Here is an 18,267-nt window from a genome sequence, read left to right as displayed (position 1 = left end):
CGGTGACTGAACAAGCAGCCACCGCCACCCATAAACCTATAGAGAAAAAGCAGACCCCCTCCTAGCTAAAGGAAGAGCCCTACCACAGTCAAGAAGACCAGGGCGCCGCAAGTGAGGATCCCCCGCAAATCAAGGGTGGATATCTGAACCGGCTCAACACCGTCAAGGGCACCGTCTTCTACCTGCTCCTGCCAGTAGCCCCGAATCATCAGGGCCAGGGCACCTGCCGCTGAGTTCGGTAAATCCGAAGTCCGCACAGCAGAGCCGACAGCGTAGGTGATCGCGGGAAGATTGCGTAAGTCCTGACGGTGAGCCGTGAGGGAGGCAAGCATACCGCTGGCGGGCACCCCGAAGGCCTGATAGCGCTTAGTGGCTGTCACCAGGGTCAGGTGGTACCTGGTCGAGATATCAATCAGGGCCGCGTAGTTAACGGTATGGTTCACAAAAGGGTTGCGCACGGTAATTGCGTCTTGGTCAACAAGGACATCCGAGCGGCCCAGCAGGTACCAGATGGCGTAGGCTATCAGCAGTGCACCCCACCCCTGCTTGAGAAGGGCTAAGGGGCCGCCGCTGTAGGCCAAAGCCAGCAGGACGCTAAGAGCAACAAGGCCCGCACACCAGGTGTAGAGGGCAGCTGTCTTGGTCCGAAAACGTACCGGGGGGTTCTGCAAATACTGAGACTTCATAGTCTTTAGATTCTCTCAGATAAAAACCGCTCTACAAGATAAAACTCCTTAACCAAACCTAAGAGTTGGGAAAACTAGTGAATACTCCAGTAACTCAGCAGACCGCTAGCCCGGTGCTTGAAGTTCGTGACCTCAGCGTCGACTTCGGTGTCGAACGCAAGTGGGTTCCCGCCGCCATTAACCTCAGCTACGAGGTTCATGCCGGTGAGGTACTCGCTATTGTGGGTGAATCAGGCTCCGGTAAGTCCGTCTCCTCTATGGGTATGATCGGCCTGCTCCCCAAGAACGCCCGGGTCACTGGATCCGTTAAGCTCAACGGCCGTGAACTGATTGGGCTCTCTAATACCGACTTGCTCAGCGTGCGCGGTGAAGAGGTCGCGGTCATCTTCCAGGAACCTATGACCGCTATGAACCCGGTCATGACCGTGGGGGAACAGATTATTGAGACCCTCCGCATTCACAAGGACATCTCACCCGCTCAGGCTAAAGACGAAGCTCTTAAAATGCTTGAGCTGGTGGAGATGCCTGACCCGGTCAAGGCCTTTAATTCCTACCCGCACCAGATGTCCGGTGGGCAGCGCCAGCGCGCTATGATCGCCCAGTCGCTGTCCACCAACCCCAAGCTCCTGATTGCCGATGAGCCCACTACGGCACTGGATGTGACCGTGCAGGCTGAGATTCTTCAGCTCATGCGTAACTTGCAGAAGAAGCTCAACTCAGCAATTATTCTGATTACTCACGACATGGGTGTTGTTGCTGACCTGGCTGACCGGGTAGCGGTTATGCGCCGAGGGGAGATTGTGGAGACCGGTGAAATCCACGATATCTTCAATAACCCCCAGCACGAATACACCAAGGCTCTGCTAGGTTCGGTACTCCACCTGGGCGGTGATGAGATTGATGTGAACGCAGCCATTGACGATGCCGCTGAAGGCCAGCGCCCGCCAACGGCTGTCATCAACCAGGTACTCCCCCCGCCCAAGGCAGATGGTGAGGTTATCCTGGAGCTTAAGAACGTTGCCCTGGAATACCCCAAGCAGGGTCGGGTTGGTCCCTTCCGAGCGGTTACCGACGCTAACCTTCAGATCCGGGCCGGTGAGGTGCTGGGTCTGGTGGGTGAGTCCGGCTCCGGTAAGTCCACCATTGGCCGCGCTACCGTGGGGTTCTTGCAGGTTGCCGAGGGTGAGCTGAACGTTTGTGGTGTTGATATGCGCAAACCCAGCCGTAAGGACCTGGCCCAGGTGCGTAAGGATGTTGGCATGGTCTTCCAGGATCCTTCTTCTTCCTTGAACCCCCGACTGCCCATTGGTGAATCTATTGGGGAGCCTATGATGCTGGCCGGTGAGGCCAAGGGCGATGCCCTACAGAAGCGGATTGAGGAGCTACTCGACCGGGTTGAGTTGCCCCGCTCTTACCGTAACCGTTACCCGCATGAGCTCTCGGGCGGGCAGAAACAGCGTGTGGGTATTGCCCGTGCGCTGTCGCTCAAGCCTAAGCTCCTGATCGCCGATGAACCGACCAGTGCCTTGGATGTGTCTGTGCAGGCTCGTGTGCTGGAACTCTTCCAGGAGCTTCAGCAGGAGATGGGCTTCGCCTGCCTCTTTGTGACCCACGACCTGGCTGTTATTGACGCTCTGGCCGACCGTATTGCGGTCATGCGCCGAGGGGAGATTGTGGAGCAGGGGACGCGTGAGCAGATCCTGCGCCACCCCAAACAGGCCTATACTCAGCGTCTGCTGGCTGCTGTTCCCCTACCTGATCCCGATGCTCAGGCCCAGCGCCGTGAGCTTCGCGCCAAGCTACTGGAAGAAACAGGGCCGGTCGTTAGCTAGAACGGATCTTTAGACACGTTCAGAGATAAGGCCGCTCCACCCATGACGGGTGGAGCGGCCTTATTCTATGAGCTTTGGAGAGCAAGGCTCAGCCCGCAGGCGGTGTGAGCCTTAGCTGGCTCGGCGGGGCTGGCGTTAAGGGGTGCTAACGGGAGCACCGCCTACGGGCGTGTAAAACCGTGTGAGCCTTAGCAGGCGAAAGGGGCAGGGAGGCCTGGCGCTGAGGCCTAGAAGGGCAGGTAACTAGTTCATCTTGTTGCGCCAGTTAGCGGTCTTGCCTGCTCGCTGGTCGCGCAGAGCTTGCAGGTTCTGAGCGATCAAAGGCTCCGGTTCCACGGGGCGACCACCAGCGGAGTGAGGAGTAATAACCAGGTTCTTGGCATCCCAGAGCGGATCGGCAGGATCAAGAGGTTCCTCTTCCACAACATCCAGGGCCGCACCGGCAATAGAACCGGTTTTAAGGGCCTGAATGAGAGCGCCCTGGTCCAGGGTGGGGCCACGGCCCACATTGATCACATAGGCACGTTCCGGCAGCTGAGCTAGGCGGGCGGCATCCAAAGCCTTCTGGGTTTCTTCCGAGTTCGGCAGAATCATGACCAGGATGTCGGTGCTGGGTAGAACCCTGTCGATGTCTTCAGTAGCAAGAACCGGGAAGCCCTCGCGTTCCCCTGCGCTACGGGCTACACCGGTGACATTGGCACCGAAGGCCTGGAAGAGACGGGCGGTTGCGGTGCCGATGGAGCCAAAGCCCCAGATGGTGACGTTGGCGCCGAGTAAGGTGGTGACCTGGTGGGCAGGGTGTAGCTCCTGGGGGCCACCCAGCTCACCGGCCCAATGCTTCTGAGCCTGATGCTCAGCCAGGGTGGGCAGGAAACGCACAAAGTTGAGGGCCAGCGCTAGGGTATGCTCAGCAACGGTTTTTGAGTGCAGGCCGCTACCGGAGGCAATAACAGCTTCGGGGCGGAAACCTGCGGCGCGGGCCTGGTCGGGGCCAGCCAGGAGCGCCTGAACCAGCTCTACCTTGTGGAGGTTGGTTGCCGCGTCTTTGAGCTGGTCGTTGGTGTTGCCCCAGGCGATCAGTACGTCGGCGTCGTAGTTCTCGGGGGAGATATTTGCGGCGGGGTCGTAGCTGATGAGCTGGTCCTGGGCGGTCAGGCCTAGGAGCTCTTCCTTGAGGCGAATGGAAGTGGGGGCAAGTATTTTCATGAGGTTCTCCTTTGATCCGGGGTTAGGGGGTGCCCTGTGAGGGCGGGTCTGTTGGTGTGTCTTCGCGCAGTAGGTGGCGGAAGGTTGATACGGCTTCTCTGATGAGGGTATCTCGTTGGGGGCCGTCCGGTATGCCTTGGGTGAGGTCAATGTAGCGCAGCAGAGCGGAGGTAATGCAGAGGGCAGCTTGAACGTTGTGCTCCCTGAGCGGGGTAGGTGAACCACAGGGCCGGTAGATGAAGGGGCCCTTGCGGCCCTGCTGGGAGAAAGCCTGCCAGTCCACTGAGCGCAGGAAGTCAGCCAGAACGTTCTCGCAGGCTAGGTGGTGGGTGCGCATGCGGAAGCGGAGTTCCGGGTAGGTATCTAGGAGTAGCCTCAGCTGGGGGTAGCTGGGTCCGTCTATGGAAGTCACCAGTATGTCAACCAGTAAGTGAGCGATCCGCTCAAAAATGTAGAGATTCCTCCTGGTCTGGTCCTGCTCTAGTATCTGGTCGGTCAGAACCGGTGGGCGTAGCCCCAGGACGGCGTCCTCCTTGGCCGCGAAATAGTTGAAGAGGGTGCGGGGGCTGACGCCAGCTTTCTGGGCGATTTCGTCGGTGGTGGCTGCTTTGAAGCCTTTATCAGCGACCAGGTCAAGAGCCGCTCCATGTATGGCGGCGTGGGTGCGTTGGCGCCGCCTTTGGCGGGCGGAGGGAGCTGGCCTTGTTTCCTGCGCAGAGGTGTTCACTCCCCTTAGTCTAGTGCAGGGCCCGCTCGGAGCCTACCCCAAGGGTTCCGGCCTGTGATTCCGCTGGCCACCGTATCTTAGCCGGTAGACTGGGAGGGTGAATCTTGGTCTGCCCTTCCTCAATATCACCAACCTGCCGGACTGGCTTTCGGTGTCCTTAGTAGTTTTTGATCTCATCATCCGCCTAACCGTCATCTTTTGGTTGCCCTATAACCGTAAGCCGGTGGTCGCGCTGGGCTGGCTGATGGCTATTTTCTACATACCCTATGTGGGGCTACTTGCCTTCCTCATTTTTGGTTCTAACCTGGTCCCTAAGCATCGTCTGAGCCGGCAACGCACCATGAACAGGATCATTAAGGACGCTATTGAGGGCGATCAGGCGGTCCTGGGTCATGCTACTCTTTCGGAGCCGGCTCGGGTGGCTGCCAAGCTCAACTACAAGCTGGGGGCCCTTCCCCTGATTGGGGGCAACAGTTTTGAGCTACGCCACCACAACAATGAATCCATCCAGGAGTTAGCTGAACATATTGATAGAGCCCGGACCTACGTTCACCTAGAGTTTTATATCGCCGGGTTAGATGCCACGACTGAGCCTCTCTGGGAGGCACTGATTCGTGCCCACCAGCGTGGGGTTGCTGTCCGCATCCTCATTGATCATATTGGTTCTCGTAAGTACCCGCGCTGGCGGGAGCTTCAAGAGCGGCTGACTCAGGCGGGGGTCCCTTGGCATCTGATGTTGCCCTTGAAACCCTGGAAGGGGCAGTGGCAGCGCCCTGACCTACGTAATCACCGAAAGATTGTGGTGATTGATGGACAGCTTGCTTTCTCCGGCTCCCAAAACGCTATCGACCGCACCTATAACCTCAAGAAGAACCTGCAGAAGGGGCTGGAATGGAAAGACCTGTGCTTCTTCTGCACCGGCCCCGTTGTGCACGAGCTTAATGCTGTTTTTGTTTCTGACTGGTACGCAGAAACTAAGGAGCTACTGCTCAACGAGATTGATGCGGATATCGAGGCCCAGGATAATGCGAGCCTGGACGCCCAACCGCCCCTGGCGCAGATAGTGCCCTCAGGGCCGGGCTATGAGACCGAAAATAATCTGCGCCTGATTAACCACCTGATTTACAACGCGGAGGAGCGAATCATTATCTGCTCCCCCTACTTTGTGCCCGAGTCAACGCTTTTGCAGGCGCTCACCAATATGGCGCTCTCCGGTATCGAGGTAACCCTGATTGTCTGCGAAAAGGGAGACCAGTTTCTGCCCATTATGGGCCAGCGTTCCTACTATGAGGAACTGCTACGGGCCGGTGTTAATATTCAGCAGTACCCTGGGCCAACCGTTCTGCACTCCAAGTTCATGATCGTGGACCAGGAGATCACTTTCATTGGGTCGTCAAATATGGACCCGCGCTCTTTTGCCTTGAACTTTGAGGTCTCAACTTTCATTGTTAGCTCGGATATGGTCAAGGAGTTGGAGCAGGTGGCCCACGAGTATATCGCTGTGTGTAAGAAGTTACGCTATGACGAGTGGATTTACCGGCCATTGCGCCATAAGGTGACAGAGAATCTTTGCCGCTTGTGGAGTGCCCTGCTCTAGGGCTTGTGAGGAGGAGAGTCAGATTTTGTGCTCTTAGCCTTGGTGGTGAGGGCAGCTTTTATGGGGCTTGCCGGCCATCCCCCACCAGAGGGCTTATCTATCAAAGGTCTTAGACACCCGCTGGGGCTAAGAGGTCATCAGGTGAGTGAACGAACCAGAAATTTTGCCGCCGCTCGATAGGCCAAAGCCCAGCCTTAGCCGTGTCGACAGCCTCTTGCTTTGGCCCTACTAATCTCATAGAAGCCCCAGGATCCGGGGGTGTCCTAGCCAAGGATAGGCGATAACAGCAACCAGTTCCTTATCCCCCTTCTTCATACGCTCCTGAGTCACATACATGTCTCGAGCGTTAACGACCAAGCTGTTGATACTAGAACCCACGTTATTTATCCATACCTACCGGGTATCATAACCGTGGTGGCCGTAGCCGTATCCCCCACCGAGATTGCAGTCAAAAAGTCGTTCTCCGTTGTACCGCCCTTATCCTCCATATGGGAAATATTCAGGAAGAGGATATACTTCTGCGCACCGGACTCTTTGTCTGTGGCAGCAGTCTTTTTGATCTCCTGCAAGTCATCCTAATGCTCCTGAGAAATATCGGAGTCAGCCAACAAATCATCAATCAACTTGCGGCTCGCCTTGTCACGCTCCTTAATAGGGAACCCCATTCAAATTGCTCACCAGGCCAGGCGCGTAAGTAATCGAAGCTTCTTTAAAGTTATCTGGAAGGTTCTCCCACCACTGACGGGGTATAGGCTGTCTCTCACACAACATCCCCTGGAGTCGCTAGGGGGTTCAGGGCAAGGATCCCCCACCAGTCAGCGGAGACCAATCAAAAAGGAGGTATATGTAGTGAAAGAATCCTTGACCTCCCTAAAGGTATCGATGAGGTCCTGCAATAGCTCATAACTTAATCTAATGTCTGCCATCAGAAAATCAGCTTTCCTTCCACACTTCCCCTACGAGCTAGCCTGCTCTAAGGCGACATCTACACCGTAGGCACCACCAGAAACATCACGGAGCTTAACCTGGGCATCCCCCAGAACCTGACCCGAAGCTGAGGTAACGCTACAGGTAAGAGCAGAGCCGCCCCTAACCTCAATATAGCCATCACCGCACGAAACATCAGGTTTTGCTCCCAGTTGCCCCTCCAAAGCTGAGGCAACAACTGCAGCTACAGAATCACGTGAATCGGAAAGCGCTTTCTCCTTAATGCTGGGGCTAAGAGTCGTCCCCAGCTCTGCTCTACCAGCGGCAGTAACGCTCTTCACCGTTACCTGAGCGGACCGCGTCTGGTCTTCACCGGTAAACCGGGCCGAGCAGGTCACACTCGCCCCCACAACACGTTCCAGCCCCTGCAAACAATTTACAGCCGGCTCAACCTGAGCCTCGTTTGTCAAAGACTGCAGCACCTGTGACCGCACCTCATCGGCAGAAATATCGCTCAAAGGCTCCTCGATTTCAGGGGTAATAGCCACATCAACGGTGTAGCCTTCATCCGTAAGAGAGGCAACCTGCACCAATGCTGAACGGCTAACCGGCTCACCCGCTAAAGTAATCGCGCAATCTACGCTCGCCCCAGCCTCTACCGACAAGGTCTTACCCCCACAGTCCACCTGGGACTCCTGCTGGTAGGTTGCTCTCACAGCGGCAACAGCGGCCTGCTCAATATCTGCGGCAGATGCCTCCTGCGAGGCCTCAGAAGAACAGCCAACAAGAAAGAGAGGAACTACCATACTAGACATACATACAAGAGCTATTTTCTTCATTCCTGCTTATCCTTCACACGCGATCTGCACACTTGTTATCCGGCCATCACCAAGATTGACTAAGGCCCGCCCAACGGGGCGAGGTTGCGCCAAAATTTCCTGGGTTAAGGACAGCCCTACGGGTTTACCACTAAAAATAGAGGCGGGATTAAGAACGGCCCCGTGGCGGCGCTTAACCAGCTCATTCATCCACGACATAGCACCTACACGGTCCAGCTCATCAAGGCCGTCAGCCACCACCGCACGGACCCCCTGGCTGTTTATCGCAGAACCAATCTTCTTCAGCTCATCAATAACCGTGAAGTCAGAGATAGCAGAAGCATCGTCAATCACCAGTAGGATGTCTCGCATCTTCAACACTTCACGCACGGATTCGGCTGTAATATCGGCACCTGCATAATGAGCCACAACATTCTCATGCCCCGCAAGGTCACCTACAGGAGAGCGGAGAGGCGTCAACAGGACAACCTGCACACCAGCGTCCAAGGACGATTGGGCCAGTGCCCTAAGCCCGGTGGATTTACCGCTCCTGCTCGCACCACCAATCACAAATGTGGGTATTTCAACCAAATCAACGGGAACCGGAAGTACCTCGTCGCCACCGATACCTAGCAGAGGTTTCCACGGGAGCGCCGGCGCACCGGCCGCAACCATGCTACTGTAGGTCACCTTAGCGGCCAGATCCCGCAGAGCCAGCGGAAGCTGCGACTCCGGAATATCGCTATGACGCTGAGTAGCGTGCTCACCAATAGCACCCAGCGCCTTGACCTGGGCTTGCGATGAGGTGTCTGCATTGAGCAGAGCGATCTGGGTTTCCCGCGAAGTACCAGAAGCAAAAGCCCGCCCCGGGCCTATTTTCTCGGGCAGCTCACGAGGGGACAAGCCCGCCATAGTGTAGTCCGTACGGTCAGCCAGTCGAAGCATCAACTTATGCTCAACCAAAGTGTTTGTGCGGCTTGAGAGCAGGGAACGATCACCGGTAATAATCAGGTGAACCCCGGCCGAAGCGCCCTCGCGCAAAATAGCCAGGACAGACTGGCCCACGCTACTCTGGCAGTTATCACCAATACCGTTCAGGAACCCCTCCCACTGGTCAAACAAAATGACAATATGCGCAAGCTTCTGGTCCTCGGGAGAGTTCCTACGCTGTTCGGCGACAGAGGTGAAACCCGCTTGAGAAAGAACCGTACGACGGCGGTTAATCTCGGTTTCCATCCGATTAATAAAACGTGTCAGCAGAGTCCCTTGCGTTCGAGAAATCACCGTATTGCAGTGAGGAAGCTGCAAAATACCGCGCAAACCACCGTTGCCAAAATCAACACCGTACAGGTGAATATCACGAGGAGAGCTGTTCTGACCTATTGCACCGGCAATAGTTCGTAGCGCCTGGGTTCGACCGGTACGCGGTGAGCCAACAATAAACAGGTGCGAAAAATCCTCGAAGTCCAGGCAGAGAGGCCTCTGGCTCTGGTCTGCAGGGAAATCTTGAAGGGCGAAAGGAATTTTAGGGATGTCGCTCCCTGCATCAGAAGGCACCTGGGCCACAATATCGGTAAGAACCACGTCATCACCCATAGACGGTAGCCAGGGGCTAGGCTGCGCAGGGATCTTGAGCTGTTCAGCCGCCTGCTCCATCGCCCCAACCAGCACCTGCAAGTCAGTCACAGCAGATTCGGTCTGCTTCTGTTTAGGAGGAACCGGGAGGGCATACCCTACCTGAGGCCAAGGAACCACATGCACCACCGGGTCAGGAATATCCTGCACAGTGCTCTCAACCCGAGCACCACCAATACGCGAAGACTGGAAGGGCAAGAGGGGGCTTGACCCGGACTTCACATAGGCACGCCCGGGAGTAGAGGTAGAAATCTCAGCCGCATCAGCAGTACCAATGACGTCCTTGCTCTCCACCGAATCAGCCATACGCAAGGCAATACGCAAGTTAGTGTTAGCCAGAATATCGGCTGTAATAGCACCCTGTGGGCGCTGGGTCGCCATCACCAGGTGAATACCCAACGAGCGACCACGCTGAGCAATATTGACGATACCCGCCACAAAGTCAGGGAGCTCAGCTTTTAGAGCAGCAAACTCATCAATCACCAAGACAAGGCGAGGCATCAAGAGCTCTGTCTCACCGCGCTCACGGGCAGAGGTAAAATCCTCAATATCTTTAGCGCCCACGGTAGCCAGCAGATGCTCACGGCGGCGCAGTTCGGCTGCCAAGGAGTCCATAGCTCTCTGCACCAGGTGATTATCCAAGTCAGTAACAATACCAACCGTGTGTGGCAGATTAACGAAATCCTTGAACGCCGCACCGCCCTTATAATCAATCAGCACAAAAGACAGCTCATCGGGTCGGTTACGCAAAGCCAGCGATGCAATCAGGGTCTGCAAGAGCTCCGACTTACCAGAGCCCGTTGTACCCGCGATGAGAGCGTGAGGGCCGTCTTTCCTCATATCAATCTCAAAAGCCCCATCAAAGGACTCACCGATAACAGCGGACGTGGAACGAGGCGAAAGTGCCCACCGTTGCATAACGAGTTCCGGCTCAGGGTCCTGCATCATGACGGTATCCAAGAAACGAGCACTGGTAGGAATCGCGGAATCGTCCTCATCTGTAGCATCTCGCAGAGGAGCCATCGGGCGGGCAATACCTTCAAACCAATCCCATTCAGGCAGATCAGGGGTAATATGCCCGAGAGAGTTCTCGCGGTCCCGTTTGAGGGTCCAGTCCCCACCCGTCTCAGTTACAACAGCCCGTGACTCTTCAGGTAGGAATCGTTCTTCGCTGTCGATACATAAAGAATAAATGCCCACAGAGGGGCCTTCGGCCAGCACTCGTGAAGCACCCGGCCATTGACGGAGCTTCCGGGCACCGTCGAAGACCACGACAATAGAGCGAAAGATATCGGTGTCCTTCTCAGTTCCCTGTTCCTGCCGTTGCTCAATCATCTGGGACAGCTCATTAAGGCGCTGTCCCACTGTACGGGTGTCATTACCGATAGTAGCGATAGAACCCTTAGAACTTGCTGCGTGAGGAAGCCACCGCACCCACTCCCACTCCCGAGCAGAAGCCCCATCAGTAAGCACGACAACTCCAAGATCTCGTGGGCTCTGAGATACAGCTAATTGCGCAATCGCCCAGGCAACGTTTCGGTGAACCACGGTCTTCTCACCGCAAAATCCGATAACCCCAAACTGTTTAAGCGAAACCGTTACCGGGACCTCCTGAGCTTTCATCAGCTGATTACGAAGGTGATCGACCTCTTCAGGCCGGTAGATACTCACATCGGACTCAACTTCAGATACACCCAGGCGAATATTCAGATGGTCGGGGTCGCTTCTTCGACGCTCCCACAGTCTAGGGCTGGGCAGACTCGCAATGAGCCCGGCTGTTGCAGGATCCGGACTATACAAACGCTGCTCATTCGCAAAATCCACGACGGCCTGGTGAAGGTCCCCGTCAATCTGCGCTCTCACCTTACGGTATTTTGCTTTCTTTTCTCGGTGGGTCACCTTACCGTTCTTACGGTTACTCAGGTAACTCACCAGCATCATCACAGGTGACATAAACCCAAAAATAAGGAAGTAAGGTCGCTTCATGACAGTAGCCATGACTATAGCAAGCAACAGGGGAGCCAACATAGCAATAATCGGCAGGGCACCACGCGAACCCATCTCGGGTTCACTCGGATATTTGAACTCCTTTGCACGATCTTTCGGCATCAGCCTGGGAGGCCGGTTAAAATCCAGCAACCCAAATCTCTCCGAGGGTGTTACCGAAGCGACCAAAGGAGCCTCTGTAAGAAGCTCAAAAACATACCCACCAACCCGCAGGGAATGGCCCTGAAGCCACTCTTGAGGTTCTGTGACAAGTTGCCCCTCAAGTTGCAGAGCCGATTCCTCAGTAGTATTTTCAACAGTGCACTGACCGGCTTCATTGAAGCTGAGCAAAGCAGCTGTTTGAGGAAGACCAGCGCCTTCTAAAACGATAGAGCAACAGGGATCAGCGCCCAAAGTGTATTTCCCAGGTGCCAAGGAGCGAATAGTGCCCGCGCCAGGGCCACTCACCTGCTCAATCAAGAAGAAGGGTGAAACCTTAAGGGACTCCTCTAGGGAGCTACTTTCAAAGGCTTTAGCACCTAGCACTACGCCCTCAGTAAGTTCAAGTTCGCCCCATGTTCCCCTCTTCTCGGCCAAGAGGGGAACAGGCTCACCCACCGTCGTTTCAATGGCTGACGCGACTGAACTAATAGGTGACTGAGGATCCGCGTCAACGACCAGGTGTGAGACTGCGGATTGAGCGTTTTCCATGGAGAGACGGATCGATGTCATTATCTCTTACTATCAGTTGCTTTAGCAGTTTTTGCGATGGATACGCCAGTGAAAGCCCCAACGCCGAGTGCTACAAGAATGAGCAGTAGCACAGGCCACTTAGGGGCCGACTTGTTCAGGTTCACCACCGCAGTTGCACCCTCCGCGGCATTAGTCCCCTCTGGGGCAGCTACACCTGACCGAGGATTAATCCGACCTTCAACATTCTTGGTTCCCTGAGCGTTTAGGACACTTGATTTGAGTTGCTTATTCGGTTCCTGTGCAACGCGTGGGTCTTCAGCTTTAATTGAGCTGGTCTGAATCCACGTGGGGTTCTGGTCGATAGGAGTCTCCGTAGGCTCAGGTTCTTTCTCCTGTTCGATAACAGGTCTCACCTGCGCTTCAGCGGGTACGATGCTGGGGGCAGGAACAGTTTCTGCATCCTCCGAAGGGTCAGGAAGCGGTTTCTCTTCAGCTTCCCTTGTGGGCTCTGCCGTTTCTGCCGGATCAGGTTCGGCAGGCAAATCAGGTTCTACGGGGTCACCCGGGACCGGTTCTGCGGGGTCACCCGGGACCGGTTCTGCGGGAAGAGTTGGGTCAGTGATAACTGGGGGCTCAGTCTTAGCAGGCACCACGCTGAATGCCTTCGAGGCCAACAACCGTCCCTGAAAATCTACCGGAATATTATCTTGGGTAGGCACAATAGCCTGAATCGAGTACTCCCCTGCCTCAAGAGAAGCAGTCTGCTCCAGAGTCACTTTCTGGAATGAGCTCCATAGACTATCGCCGGTGGGACGTGACAGTTCAATATCTTGACGTGTAATGACTTCCCCACCACGAACAAGTTGCAGGGTCACGGGGTAATCCTTATACGATGGAGCAAACTGGTCACCTGAAATCTCAACAGTGACATCTTCCCCAGCAACAATACTGCCTACAGAGGTACCCAACCTAGCCACAGATTCACCCAAAATACCGAGCCGGTCTGATGCTGAAACCTGAGTCTTCTCATCCTGCGCAACAAGGTTTACGCTAGCGCTCGACATGTATGGGCTAGTAATGAGGTAGGCGCTGAAGAAGCCATCGGCATCGGTAGTGACTTTGAGAGTACCTGCTGCATTATCAAGGTCACCGGCTGAAGGTGTGCTTTCTGCAGCCCAGGTCGCAAAAGTAATACCCGGGATGGGGTTGTTGTTTTCATCAAGAGCGCTCACCTGAACTTCAGAATTGGGCTCATACCCGCCACCCGCAATAGGCATGACATACCCAGCTGCAGTAATCGGATACCGGGCTACAATCATAGGGTTATATTCTCTTGTGCCATCGGCAATGACTACACTCTGTGAGGTATCAAGGATCTCGGTACCGTCAGCAAGAACCGGTTGGTCCTTCTCATCAAAAAGCCTAATTTCTAAGGTGTACTTACCGGTCCTTTGGTCCTCCGGAACATGACACTCAAAAGCTTGTGCAGGGGGTTTCCCACTAACAGAGCACTGTACGGGGTCTGTCTCAAGTTCTTTGGCAGGAGTTAGAGATGCTTTAACGTGTGTTCCTTCAGGGATGCCTTCTACTGACCCCTTATAAATCTCACCAGGCTTAAGCTCGGATGTATCAGCCTTAACTAATAAGTGAATAGGATCTGCGGGAGCTTCAGTAGGGCTCGCACTCGGCGATGGGGTAGTTTCAGATGGGCTCGCACTCGGCGAGGGGGTAGTTTCAGATGGGCTCGCAGGTTGGTTATCTACCGTCGTTGAGGGCACAGGTGTCTCGGTAGTACCTCCCGGAGAATCATTGGCAACGGAAGCATCCTGTTTTGCAGGGTCAGTTGCAAAAACTGGTTCAGCTACCTCCCTCGGTGTGACAACCTCAGTTTTACTCAGTGTAGGTGCGACAGGTGCGGGGTCAGCCGGTGAGTCTGAATGCGAAAGAGTAGACGGTGTTGCCTCCGGAAGAGACGTAGCATTCGATGCTGGCATCCCTGAAGCCAGGAGAAGTGCCAGCGTAGCTGTCCCAGTGTTAAATATCAGCTGCTTCGGCCTCTGTGCTCTCATGTTGTCCTCTACAAGTGCGTGTTTTATTTGGTGTATTTTTCAAGCTTATTGTTGTGAGTTCTGATTATGGCAATGTCCTGGTTAGCCAACAAGGGTGTGATACCTGAAATTGACTGTACCTCGTCAGGCTCCATGTAAACATTACCTAGATTACTGCTGCCCAGAGCACCTTGACCGATAACGGTGATCGGCTCAATACCCTGCGCGATGAGATCAGCATCTGCTCTACCTTTTTCGACATCGAATAGGTAGCCGGCATAAAGAGCGGAATGCCCATCGGGGCCCCATAACAAATCTGGGTATGCAGAGATACGCTCCTGAGTTGTTTCAATATAGGAGAGGAGGTTCCCCGACTCGGTATCGTAAAAAGCCACTGTAACCGGCGTAGTTGGAGCAACACTATCGGGGTAAGGAGACCAAGTCGCCACAATCCTTTGGTGTCCAACAGAAACGATACTGTCGAAAGGCAAAGAGTCCTTGGGGGATGCAAGAGGATAGGCCGAAATTTCTTGGCCTTGACTGTCTGTTACCTTAATTTCTCCACCCAGACTATAGCTGACCATATTTTGCCCGGAAAAAGACCCCGGAACGAAGCCCGAAGGAATCTTTATCTCTTGAAAGCCATCGGGGCTAAAACGCCAGGCCTTGTATTGTCCGTTCTTTTCGTCCTCAGCCGCAAAGAGAAGCTCATTCCCCGCAGCATATGGCTGTGCCCCAGCGGGAATTTTGGCGCTAAAAGGCTTATCTGCCCCCGTACCTGAGCTCCAACCAAAAGCAGTATCACCGATTGACCAGTAAATTCCAGGGGTGCCGCTAAAACTTGTCTGGGCAGACACCTCAACAGCCTGGTCAAGTGGGAAGTTAGCTACTTGCTCACCTGTATCCACCGAGAAGACCGTCAGTCTACGGCTTTCAAAAGAGAAAACGTTCGCCACGGTGGAGAACACTTTGGCATCGGGACTTACTGACTCGCTCCAATCAGGTTTTTCTTTATAACCGGGAAAACCCTGCCCGCTATAGCCAGCCACAGGAAGCTTCTGCGTCAGAGATGCCGCCAAGACCTCTCGTTGATCTTGGGGTTTAGGCATCTCTGGGTTAAGTTCATTGGCAGCGAAGACTAGCGCCGCAACCGTTAAACAGCTTGCTCCAATGGTTATAAGCCCCTGGCCAGCTGATCTAAAACCCTCAGACCGACGTCTTTTACGAGCCACTTCTAGGTGGTCTGAAACAGTCACCCGTGCCACACCAGAATCAGATTGCCCGGAGGAAATGTCGGCGGTTGCTGACTGGCCCGTAGCTCGAGGTGGAAATACCTGGTCCACAGGTGTTGCAGTATTGCCAGACCACTCTTCAGGGTAAAGAGGGAAAAAACGTTTCTCCACATTCAGAGGGTCTTTACCAGCTCTCACATCAAGAACCCTAGTATTACCAGCTTTATGGGGCCAAGACTCAGATTCAACTTGGGTCTTAAACCTATAAGCCATCAGGAAGGGCCTGATACCAAGCCCCAGTAACCCAAGCAAGAAAGAGAAACCACGTGCATAAGCATCCGAGAAATCGCCCGGCCTAAGTGACTCAGCGCGAAGGGTTCTGATACCTATCAAGCGCTTACCCGCAGTCTGCCCGGAAGATGCGTTCTGCGCGGCAAGGATCAAGGTGTAGGCAAGAACAATAAGCGCTAGAGCTGAACAGGTTAACCAGCCCACTAATGGGGACGGTTCAAACAAAAAACTGATAGCAAAGCACATTGCGTACCCAGCAGGAGCTGCCACAATCAAAAGATCAACAAAGTAGGCAAGAGCCCGCTTGTACAAGGGGGCAGGCACAAGCAAAAAACTATTCATAGGTGAGGTGCCCTCGAAGCGCGAAGAAAAGTAAAACTACAGACAAAGTTGGCGAAGATAAGTTCATCCTTATCTCCGCCAACTTGGCAAACATCTTATATAGGCGCTGATATGGGGTTATATCCCGCTAAGATATTAGGCGCCGTCAGCTGCCTTGAAGCGCTCAATAGTGCTCTTGAGATCCTGCTGGAAAGCCTGCAGGGCAGGAATGAGCTGGTGAGCCTTGGTATTGAAGTCCTGGTAGTTAGTCCCGAAAGCACCACTGGATACCTCAGTGGAGAAGCCACCCTCGGGTGAAGTCAGGTTGTTGATGCGGTTAAGCAGGTTGGACAGCGATACTTCAAAATCCGTTGCTGCAGACTGCAGGTTGGCCGCTTCGGCTTCCATGGCCGCATAATCAATCTTGATAGACATTAAAGGTGCTACCTTTCTTTAGCCTGCAAACTCCCCTGGCTGGAACCAGGCTTTTCATCTGCAGCGAATAGTCATATTACGGTAGTGAGTAAATCTTAAGAATCACTCACTCTGATTCATCCTACCAACTCAAGACCTTAAATCCAGCACTTAACGGGATTATCCACAGCTAAATACCGGGTGAAGATATCCCACCATTGAACAGCTACCGGAAGCCGTAAAAACTTTGGGGATATAAAGGGTCCGGCCCCCGTCCATAGTGGACGGGGGCCGAACCCTTTATCAGTTAGCGCAATGCTTAGCTGAGAACGTTGATGTTCGCGGCCTGCATGCCGCGATCGCTCTGCTCGGGATCGTAAGCAACTGAGTCGCCTTCTTCGAGTGAGCGGTAGCCGTTTGAGTTAATCGCTGAGAAGTGAGCGAAAAGATCTGCTGAGCCGTCGTCGGGCTGGATGAATCCGTAGCCTTTTTCAGCGTTAAACCATTTTACAGTGCCAGTAGCCATGTGTTTTATTCCTTCTGGAAAATGCGTCCAAACCTCGAACGCTTAAGGTGTGCCCTCTCTTTTCCCAAGGAGATGAAACGCAAAACTAAAAACAAAATTCTAAATTCTTACTACACCAACCGGTGGGCACGTCTCTGACTCTACAGCACCCCGGCAGCTTTGTATGCATTATGTGTCGCAGGTCTCCTTTGTGGCTGCAAAATGCAGCACGATACCCCGACTCTTAGGCGCCAAGCCCCTGATGAAAGCCAAGAAATCTAGCGGTTTTTACTTAAAGGAGGCCAGAGTCAGGCAGTTATAGTCACCCACGGGCCTAAAACCACGGGAAAGGTAGAGGTCAATAACATGCTTGTTACCCTCATGGGCATCTGTAGAAATATAAACCTGACGCACCCCACCAACGGCCTCCAGGGCGGCATCGAGAAGAGAGCTACCCACGCCCTGCCCCTGGGCGTCCGGGTGCACCAATAGATCCTGGATGTAGGTAATCGTCACGCCGTCCCCGACCGTTCTCACCAAGCCAATCAACCGACCAGAAAAGTCACGCGCGCAGGCCAGATAGTGCGACCCTCTGCACATGGCGACCAGATTCTCAGGCTTTTCAGTGTAGGCGGACCAGCCCACCGAAGAGTAAAGCTCCTCAAGCTCATCCCTGGCAGGGACAAGCCCCAGCACTAGATCAAACATTTTGCCCCCTCACCGATATGGGCCGCTCGCTAGGCCTGGGGAACAGCAGCCAACTGTACCGCCAGAAAATCACCTTAGTATTAAACTATGCAGAAAAAATCACAGATAGACCAGCTGGGCAAACTAAAACCCCAAGACGTAGCCCACCGTGTTTCGGCCTATACTTACGGCAATATCCTGGCCCTAGGGGCACTCATCCTCACCAAACCCGGTCAGATTGCTCAGGGCCACACACTCACTGTTCTGCTAGCAACCGGGCTCACCACCTACCTGGCTCACTTTCTAGCAGAAAGCCAGGAGCACCGCCTCTTGCACGGCAAGGCACTCACAGGTCAAGACATCATAAAAGCCTTACGCAACGCAGTGCCCATCATGAGCTCGACACTACTACCGGCTCTCTTTATTGCCCTAGGTTCCTGGGGTTTTCTCGCTCCCCCCACAGCCTGGTTCCTAGCGGTCACAGTGCTACTCTTACGGCTGGCCTCCATGGGGTTTGTAGTAGCGCGCTACCAGCAGCAAGCAGCCAGCTTCCGGACCTTACTTGGTGGAATCCTCTTCGCCAGCCTCGGTCTAGTAGTGGCCCTACTCAAGGCCCTGCTGACGCATTAGCAAGCTACCCTAACCCACGCGTACTCACCCAG

The 18,267-nt window shown here is 54.4% G+C and carries 15 protein-coding genes; 3 read left to right on the top strand and 12 right to left on the bottom strand.

From position 1 onward, the window contains the following. Window positions 1-65 precede the first annotated feature (65 nt). Window positions 66-686, bottom strand: coding sequence for a PH domain-containing protein (locus ACN080_RS02650; RefSeq protein ID WP_419100365.1), 621 nt, complete (start codon window positions 684-686; stop codon window positions 66-68). Window positions 687-763: 77 nt separating this feature from the next. Between ACN080_RS02650 and ACN080_RS02645 the strand changes: the two genes are divergently transcribed. Continuing rightward, window positions 764-2,518, top strand: a complete 1,755-nt coding sequence (locus ACN080_RS02645) for an ABC transporter ATP-binding protein (RefSeq protein ID WP_419112971.1) — start codon at window positions 764-766, stop codon at window positions 2,516-2,518. A gap of 243 nt (window positions 2,519-2,761) precedes the next feature. Here ACN080_RS02645 and ACN080_RS02640 read toward each other — a convergent pair whose 3' ends face one another. Both ACN080_RS02640 and ACN080_RS02635 read right to left on the bottom strand, forming a co-directional pair. Continuing rightward, window positions 2,762-3,724 carry an NAD(P)-dependent oxidoreductase gene (locus tag ACN080_RS02640; protein ID WP_419112970.1) on the bottom strand — a complete coding sequence of 321 codons (963 nt, stop codon included), beginning with the start codon at window positions 3,722-3,724 and terminating at the stop codon, window positions 2,762-2,764. A gap of 22 nt (window positions 3,725-3,746) precedes the next feature. Continuing rightward, a complete protein-coding gene (locus tag ACN080_RS02635; RefSeq protein ID WP_419112969.1) occupies window positions 3,747-4,451 on the bottom strand; it encodes a TetR/AcrR family transcriptional regulator in 705 nt (234 codons plus the stop codon). Between the two features lie 97 nt (window positions 4,452-4,548). On the opposite strand from ACN080_RS02635, the gene cls reads away from it, so the two are divergent. Continuing rightward, window positions 4,549-6,048, top strand: a complete 1,500-nt coding sequence (gene cls, locus ACN080_RS02630) for a cardiolipin synthase (protein ID WP_419112396.1) — start codon at window positions 4,549-4,551, stop codon at window positions 6,046-6,048. 234 nt (window positions 6,049-6,282) lie between these two features. On the opposite strand, the gene ACN080_RS02625 is transcribed toward cls, so the two are convergent. The 9 genes from ACN080_RS02625 to ACN080_RS02585 all read right to left on the bottom strand — a co-directional run bounded on the left by ACN080_RS02625 (window position 6,283) and on the right by ACN080_RS02585 (window position 17,626). Next, complete coding sequence (locus tag ACN080_RS02625) at window positions 6,283-6,426, bottom strand: hypothetical protein (RefSeq protein WP_419105233.1); 144 nt, start codon at window positions 6,424-6,426, stop codon at window positions 6,283-6,285. A gap of 5 nt (window positions 6,427-6,431) precedes the next feature. Further along, window positions 6,432-6,617 (bottom strand): hypothetical protein, encoded by a 186-nt coding sequence (locus ACN080_RS02620; protein WP_419105234.1) that lies wholly within the window; start codon window positions 6,615-6,617, stop codon window positions 6,432-6,434. Window positions 6,618-7,004: 387 nt separating this feature from the next. Further along, window positions 7,005-7,790: a hypothetical protein gene (locus ACN080_RS02615; RefSeq protein WP_419105235.1), complete on the bottom strand. Its 786-nt coding sequence runs from the start codon at window positions 7,788-7,790 to the stop codon at window positions 7,005-7,007. A gap of 30 nt (window positions 7,791-7,820) precedes the next feature. Next, window positions 7,821-12,146, bottom strand: a complete 4,326-nt coding sequence (locus ACN080_RS02610; RefSeq protein ID WP_419112968.1) for an FtsK/SpoIIIE domain-containing protein — start codon at window positions 12,144-12,146, stop codon at window positions 7,821-7,823. Beyond that, window positions 12,146-13,426, bottom strand: a complete 1,281-nt coding sequence (locus ACN080_RS02605; RefSeq protein WP_419105237.1) for a hypothetical protein — start codon at window positions 13,424-13,426, stop codon at window positions 12,146-12,148. The genes ACN080_RS02610 and ACN080_RS02605 overlap by 1 nt, the downstream gene beginning before the upstream one ends. A 773-nt stretch (window positions 13,427-14,199) precedes the next feature. After that, window positions 14,200-16,020: an RDD family protein gene (locus tag ACN080_RS02600; RefSeq protein WP_419105238.1), complete on the bottom strand. Its 1,821-nt coding sequence runs from the start codon at window positions 16,018-16,020 to the stop codon at window positions 14,200-14,202. Between the two features lie 135 nt (window positions 16,021-16,155). Continuing rightward, window positions 16,156-16,434 carry a WXG100 family type VII secretion target gene (locus ACN080_RS02595; RefSeq protein ID WP_419100253.1) on the bottom strand — a complete coding sequence of 93 codons (279 nt, stop codon included), beginning with the start codon at window positions 16,432-16,434 and terminating at the stop codon, window positions 16,156-16,158. Between the two features lie 298 nt (window positions 16,435-16,732). Then, on the bottom strand, window positions 16,733-16,939 hold the full coding sequence (locus ACN080_RS02590; RefSeq protein WP_419100254.1) for a cold-shock protein: 207 nt from the start codon (window positions 16,937-16,939) through the stop codon (window positions 16,733-16,735). 267 nt (window positions 16,940-17,206) lie between these two features. Then, window positions 17,207-17,626 carry a GNAT family N-acetyltransferase gene (locus ACN080_RS02585; protein ID WP_419100255.1) on the bottom strand — a complete coding sequence of 140 codons (420 nt, stop codon included), beginning with the start codon at window positions 17,624-17,626 and terminating at the stop codon, window positions 17,207-17,209. An 87-nt stretch (window positions 17,627-17,713) separates the two neighbouring features. Between ACN080_RS02585 and ACN080_RS02580 the strand changes: the two genes are divergently transcribed. Further along, window positions 17,714-18,235 (top strand): hypothetical protein, encoded by a 522-nt coding sequence (locus tag ACN080_RS02580; RefSeq protein WP_419100256.1) that lies wholly within the window; start codon window positions 17,714-17,716, stop codon window positions 18,233-18,235. Window positions 18,236-18,267: the final 32 nt, after the last annotated feature.

The sequence above is a fragment of the Rothia sp. CCM 9416 genome (assembly GCF_048513535.1).
Taxonomy (GTDB): domain Bacteria; phylum Actinomycetota; class Actinomycetes; order Actinomycetales; family Micrococcaceae; genus Rothia.
Note: the sequence above shows the minus strand (reverse complement) of the source record. Positions and strands in the feature narration are given on the sequence as shown.

Bases quoted from the DNA above. Each gene is read 5' to 3' on its own strand.
- ACN080_RS02590 (WP_419100254.1), bottom strand. From the start codon at position 16,939: ATGGCTACTGGCACTGTAAAATGGTTTAACGCTGAAAAAGGCTACGGA.
- ACN080_RS02640 (WP_419112970.1), bottom strand. From the start codon at position 3,724: ATGAAAATACTTGCCCCCACTTCCATTCGCCTCAAGGAAGAGCTCCTA.
- ACN080_RS02615 (WP_419105235.1), bottom strand. From the start codon at position 7,790: ATGTCTAGTATGGTAGTTCCTCTCTTTCTTGTTGGCTGTTCTTCTGAG.
- ACN080_RS02600 (WP_419105238.1), bottom strand. From the start codon at position 16,020: ATGAATAGTTTTTTGCTTGTGCCTGCCCCCTTGTACAAGCGGGCTCTT.
- ACN080_RS02595 (WP_419100253.1), bottom strand. From the start codon at position 16,434: ATGTCTATCAAGATTGATTATGCGGCCATGGAAGCCGAAGCGGCCAAC.
- ACN080_RS02585 (WP_419100255.1), bottom strand. From the start codon at position 17,626: ATGTTTGATCTAGTGCTGGGGCTTGTCCCTGCCAGGGATGAGCTTGAG.
- ACN080_RS02650 (WP_419100365.1), bottom strand. From the start codon at position 686: ATGAAGTCTCAGTATTTGCAGAACCCCCCGGTACGTTTTCGGACCAAG.
- ACN080_RS02605 (WP_419105237.1), bottom strand. From the start codon at position 13,426: ATGATTGTAGCCCGGTATCCGATTACTGCAGCTGGGTATGTCATGCCT.
- ACN080_RS02610 (WP_419112968.1), bottom strand. From the start codon at position 12,146: ATGACATCGATCCGTCTCTCCATGGAAAACGCTCAATCCGCAGTCTCA.
- ACN080_RS02580 (WP_419100256.1), top strand. From the start codon at position 17,714: ATGCAGAAAAAATCACAGATAGACCAGCTGGGCAAACTAAAACCCCAA.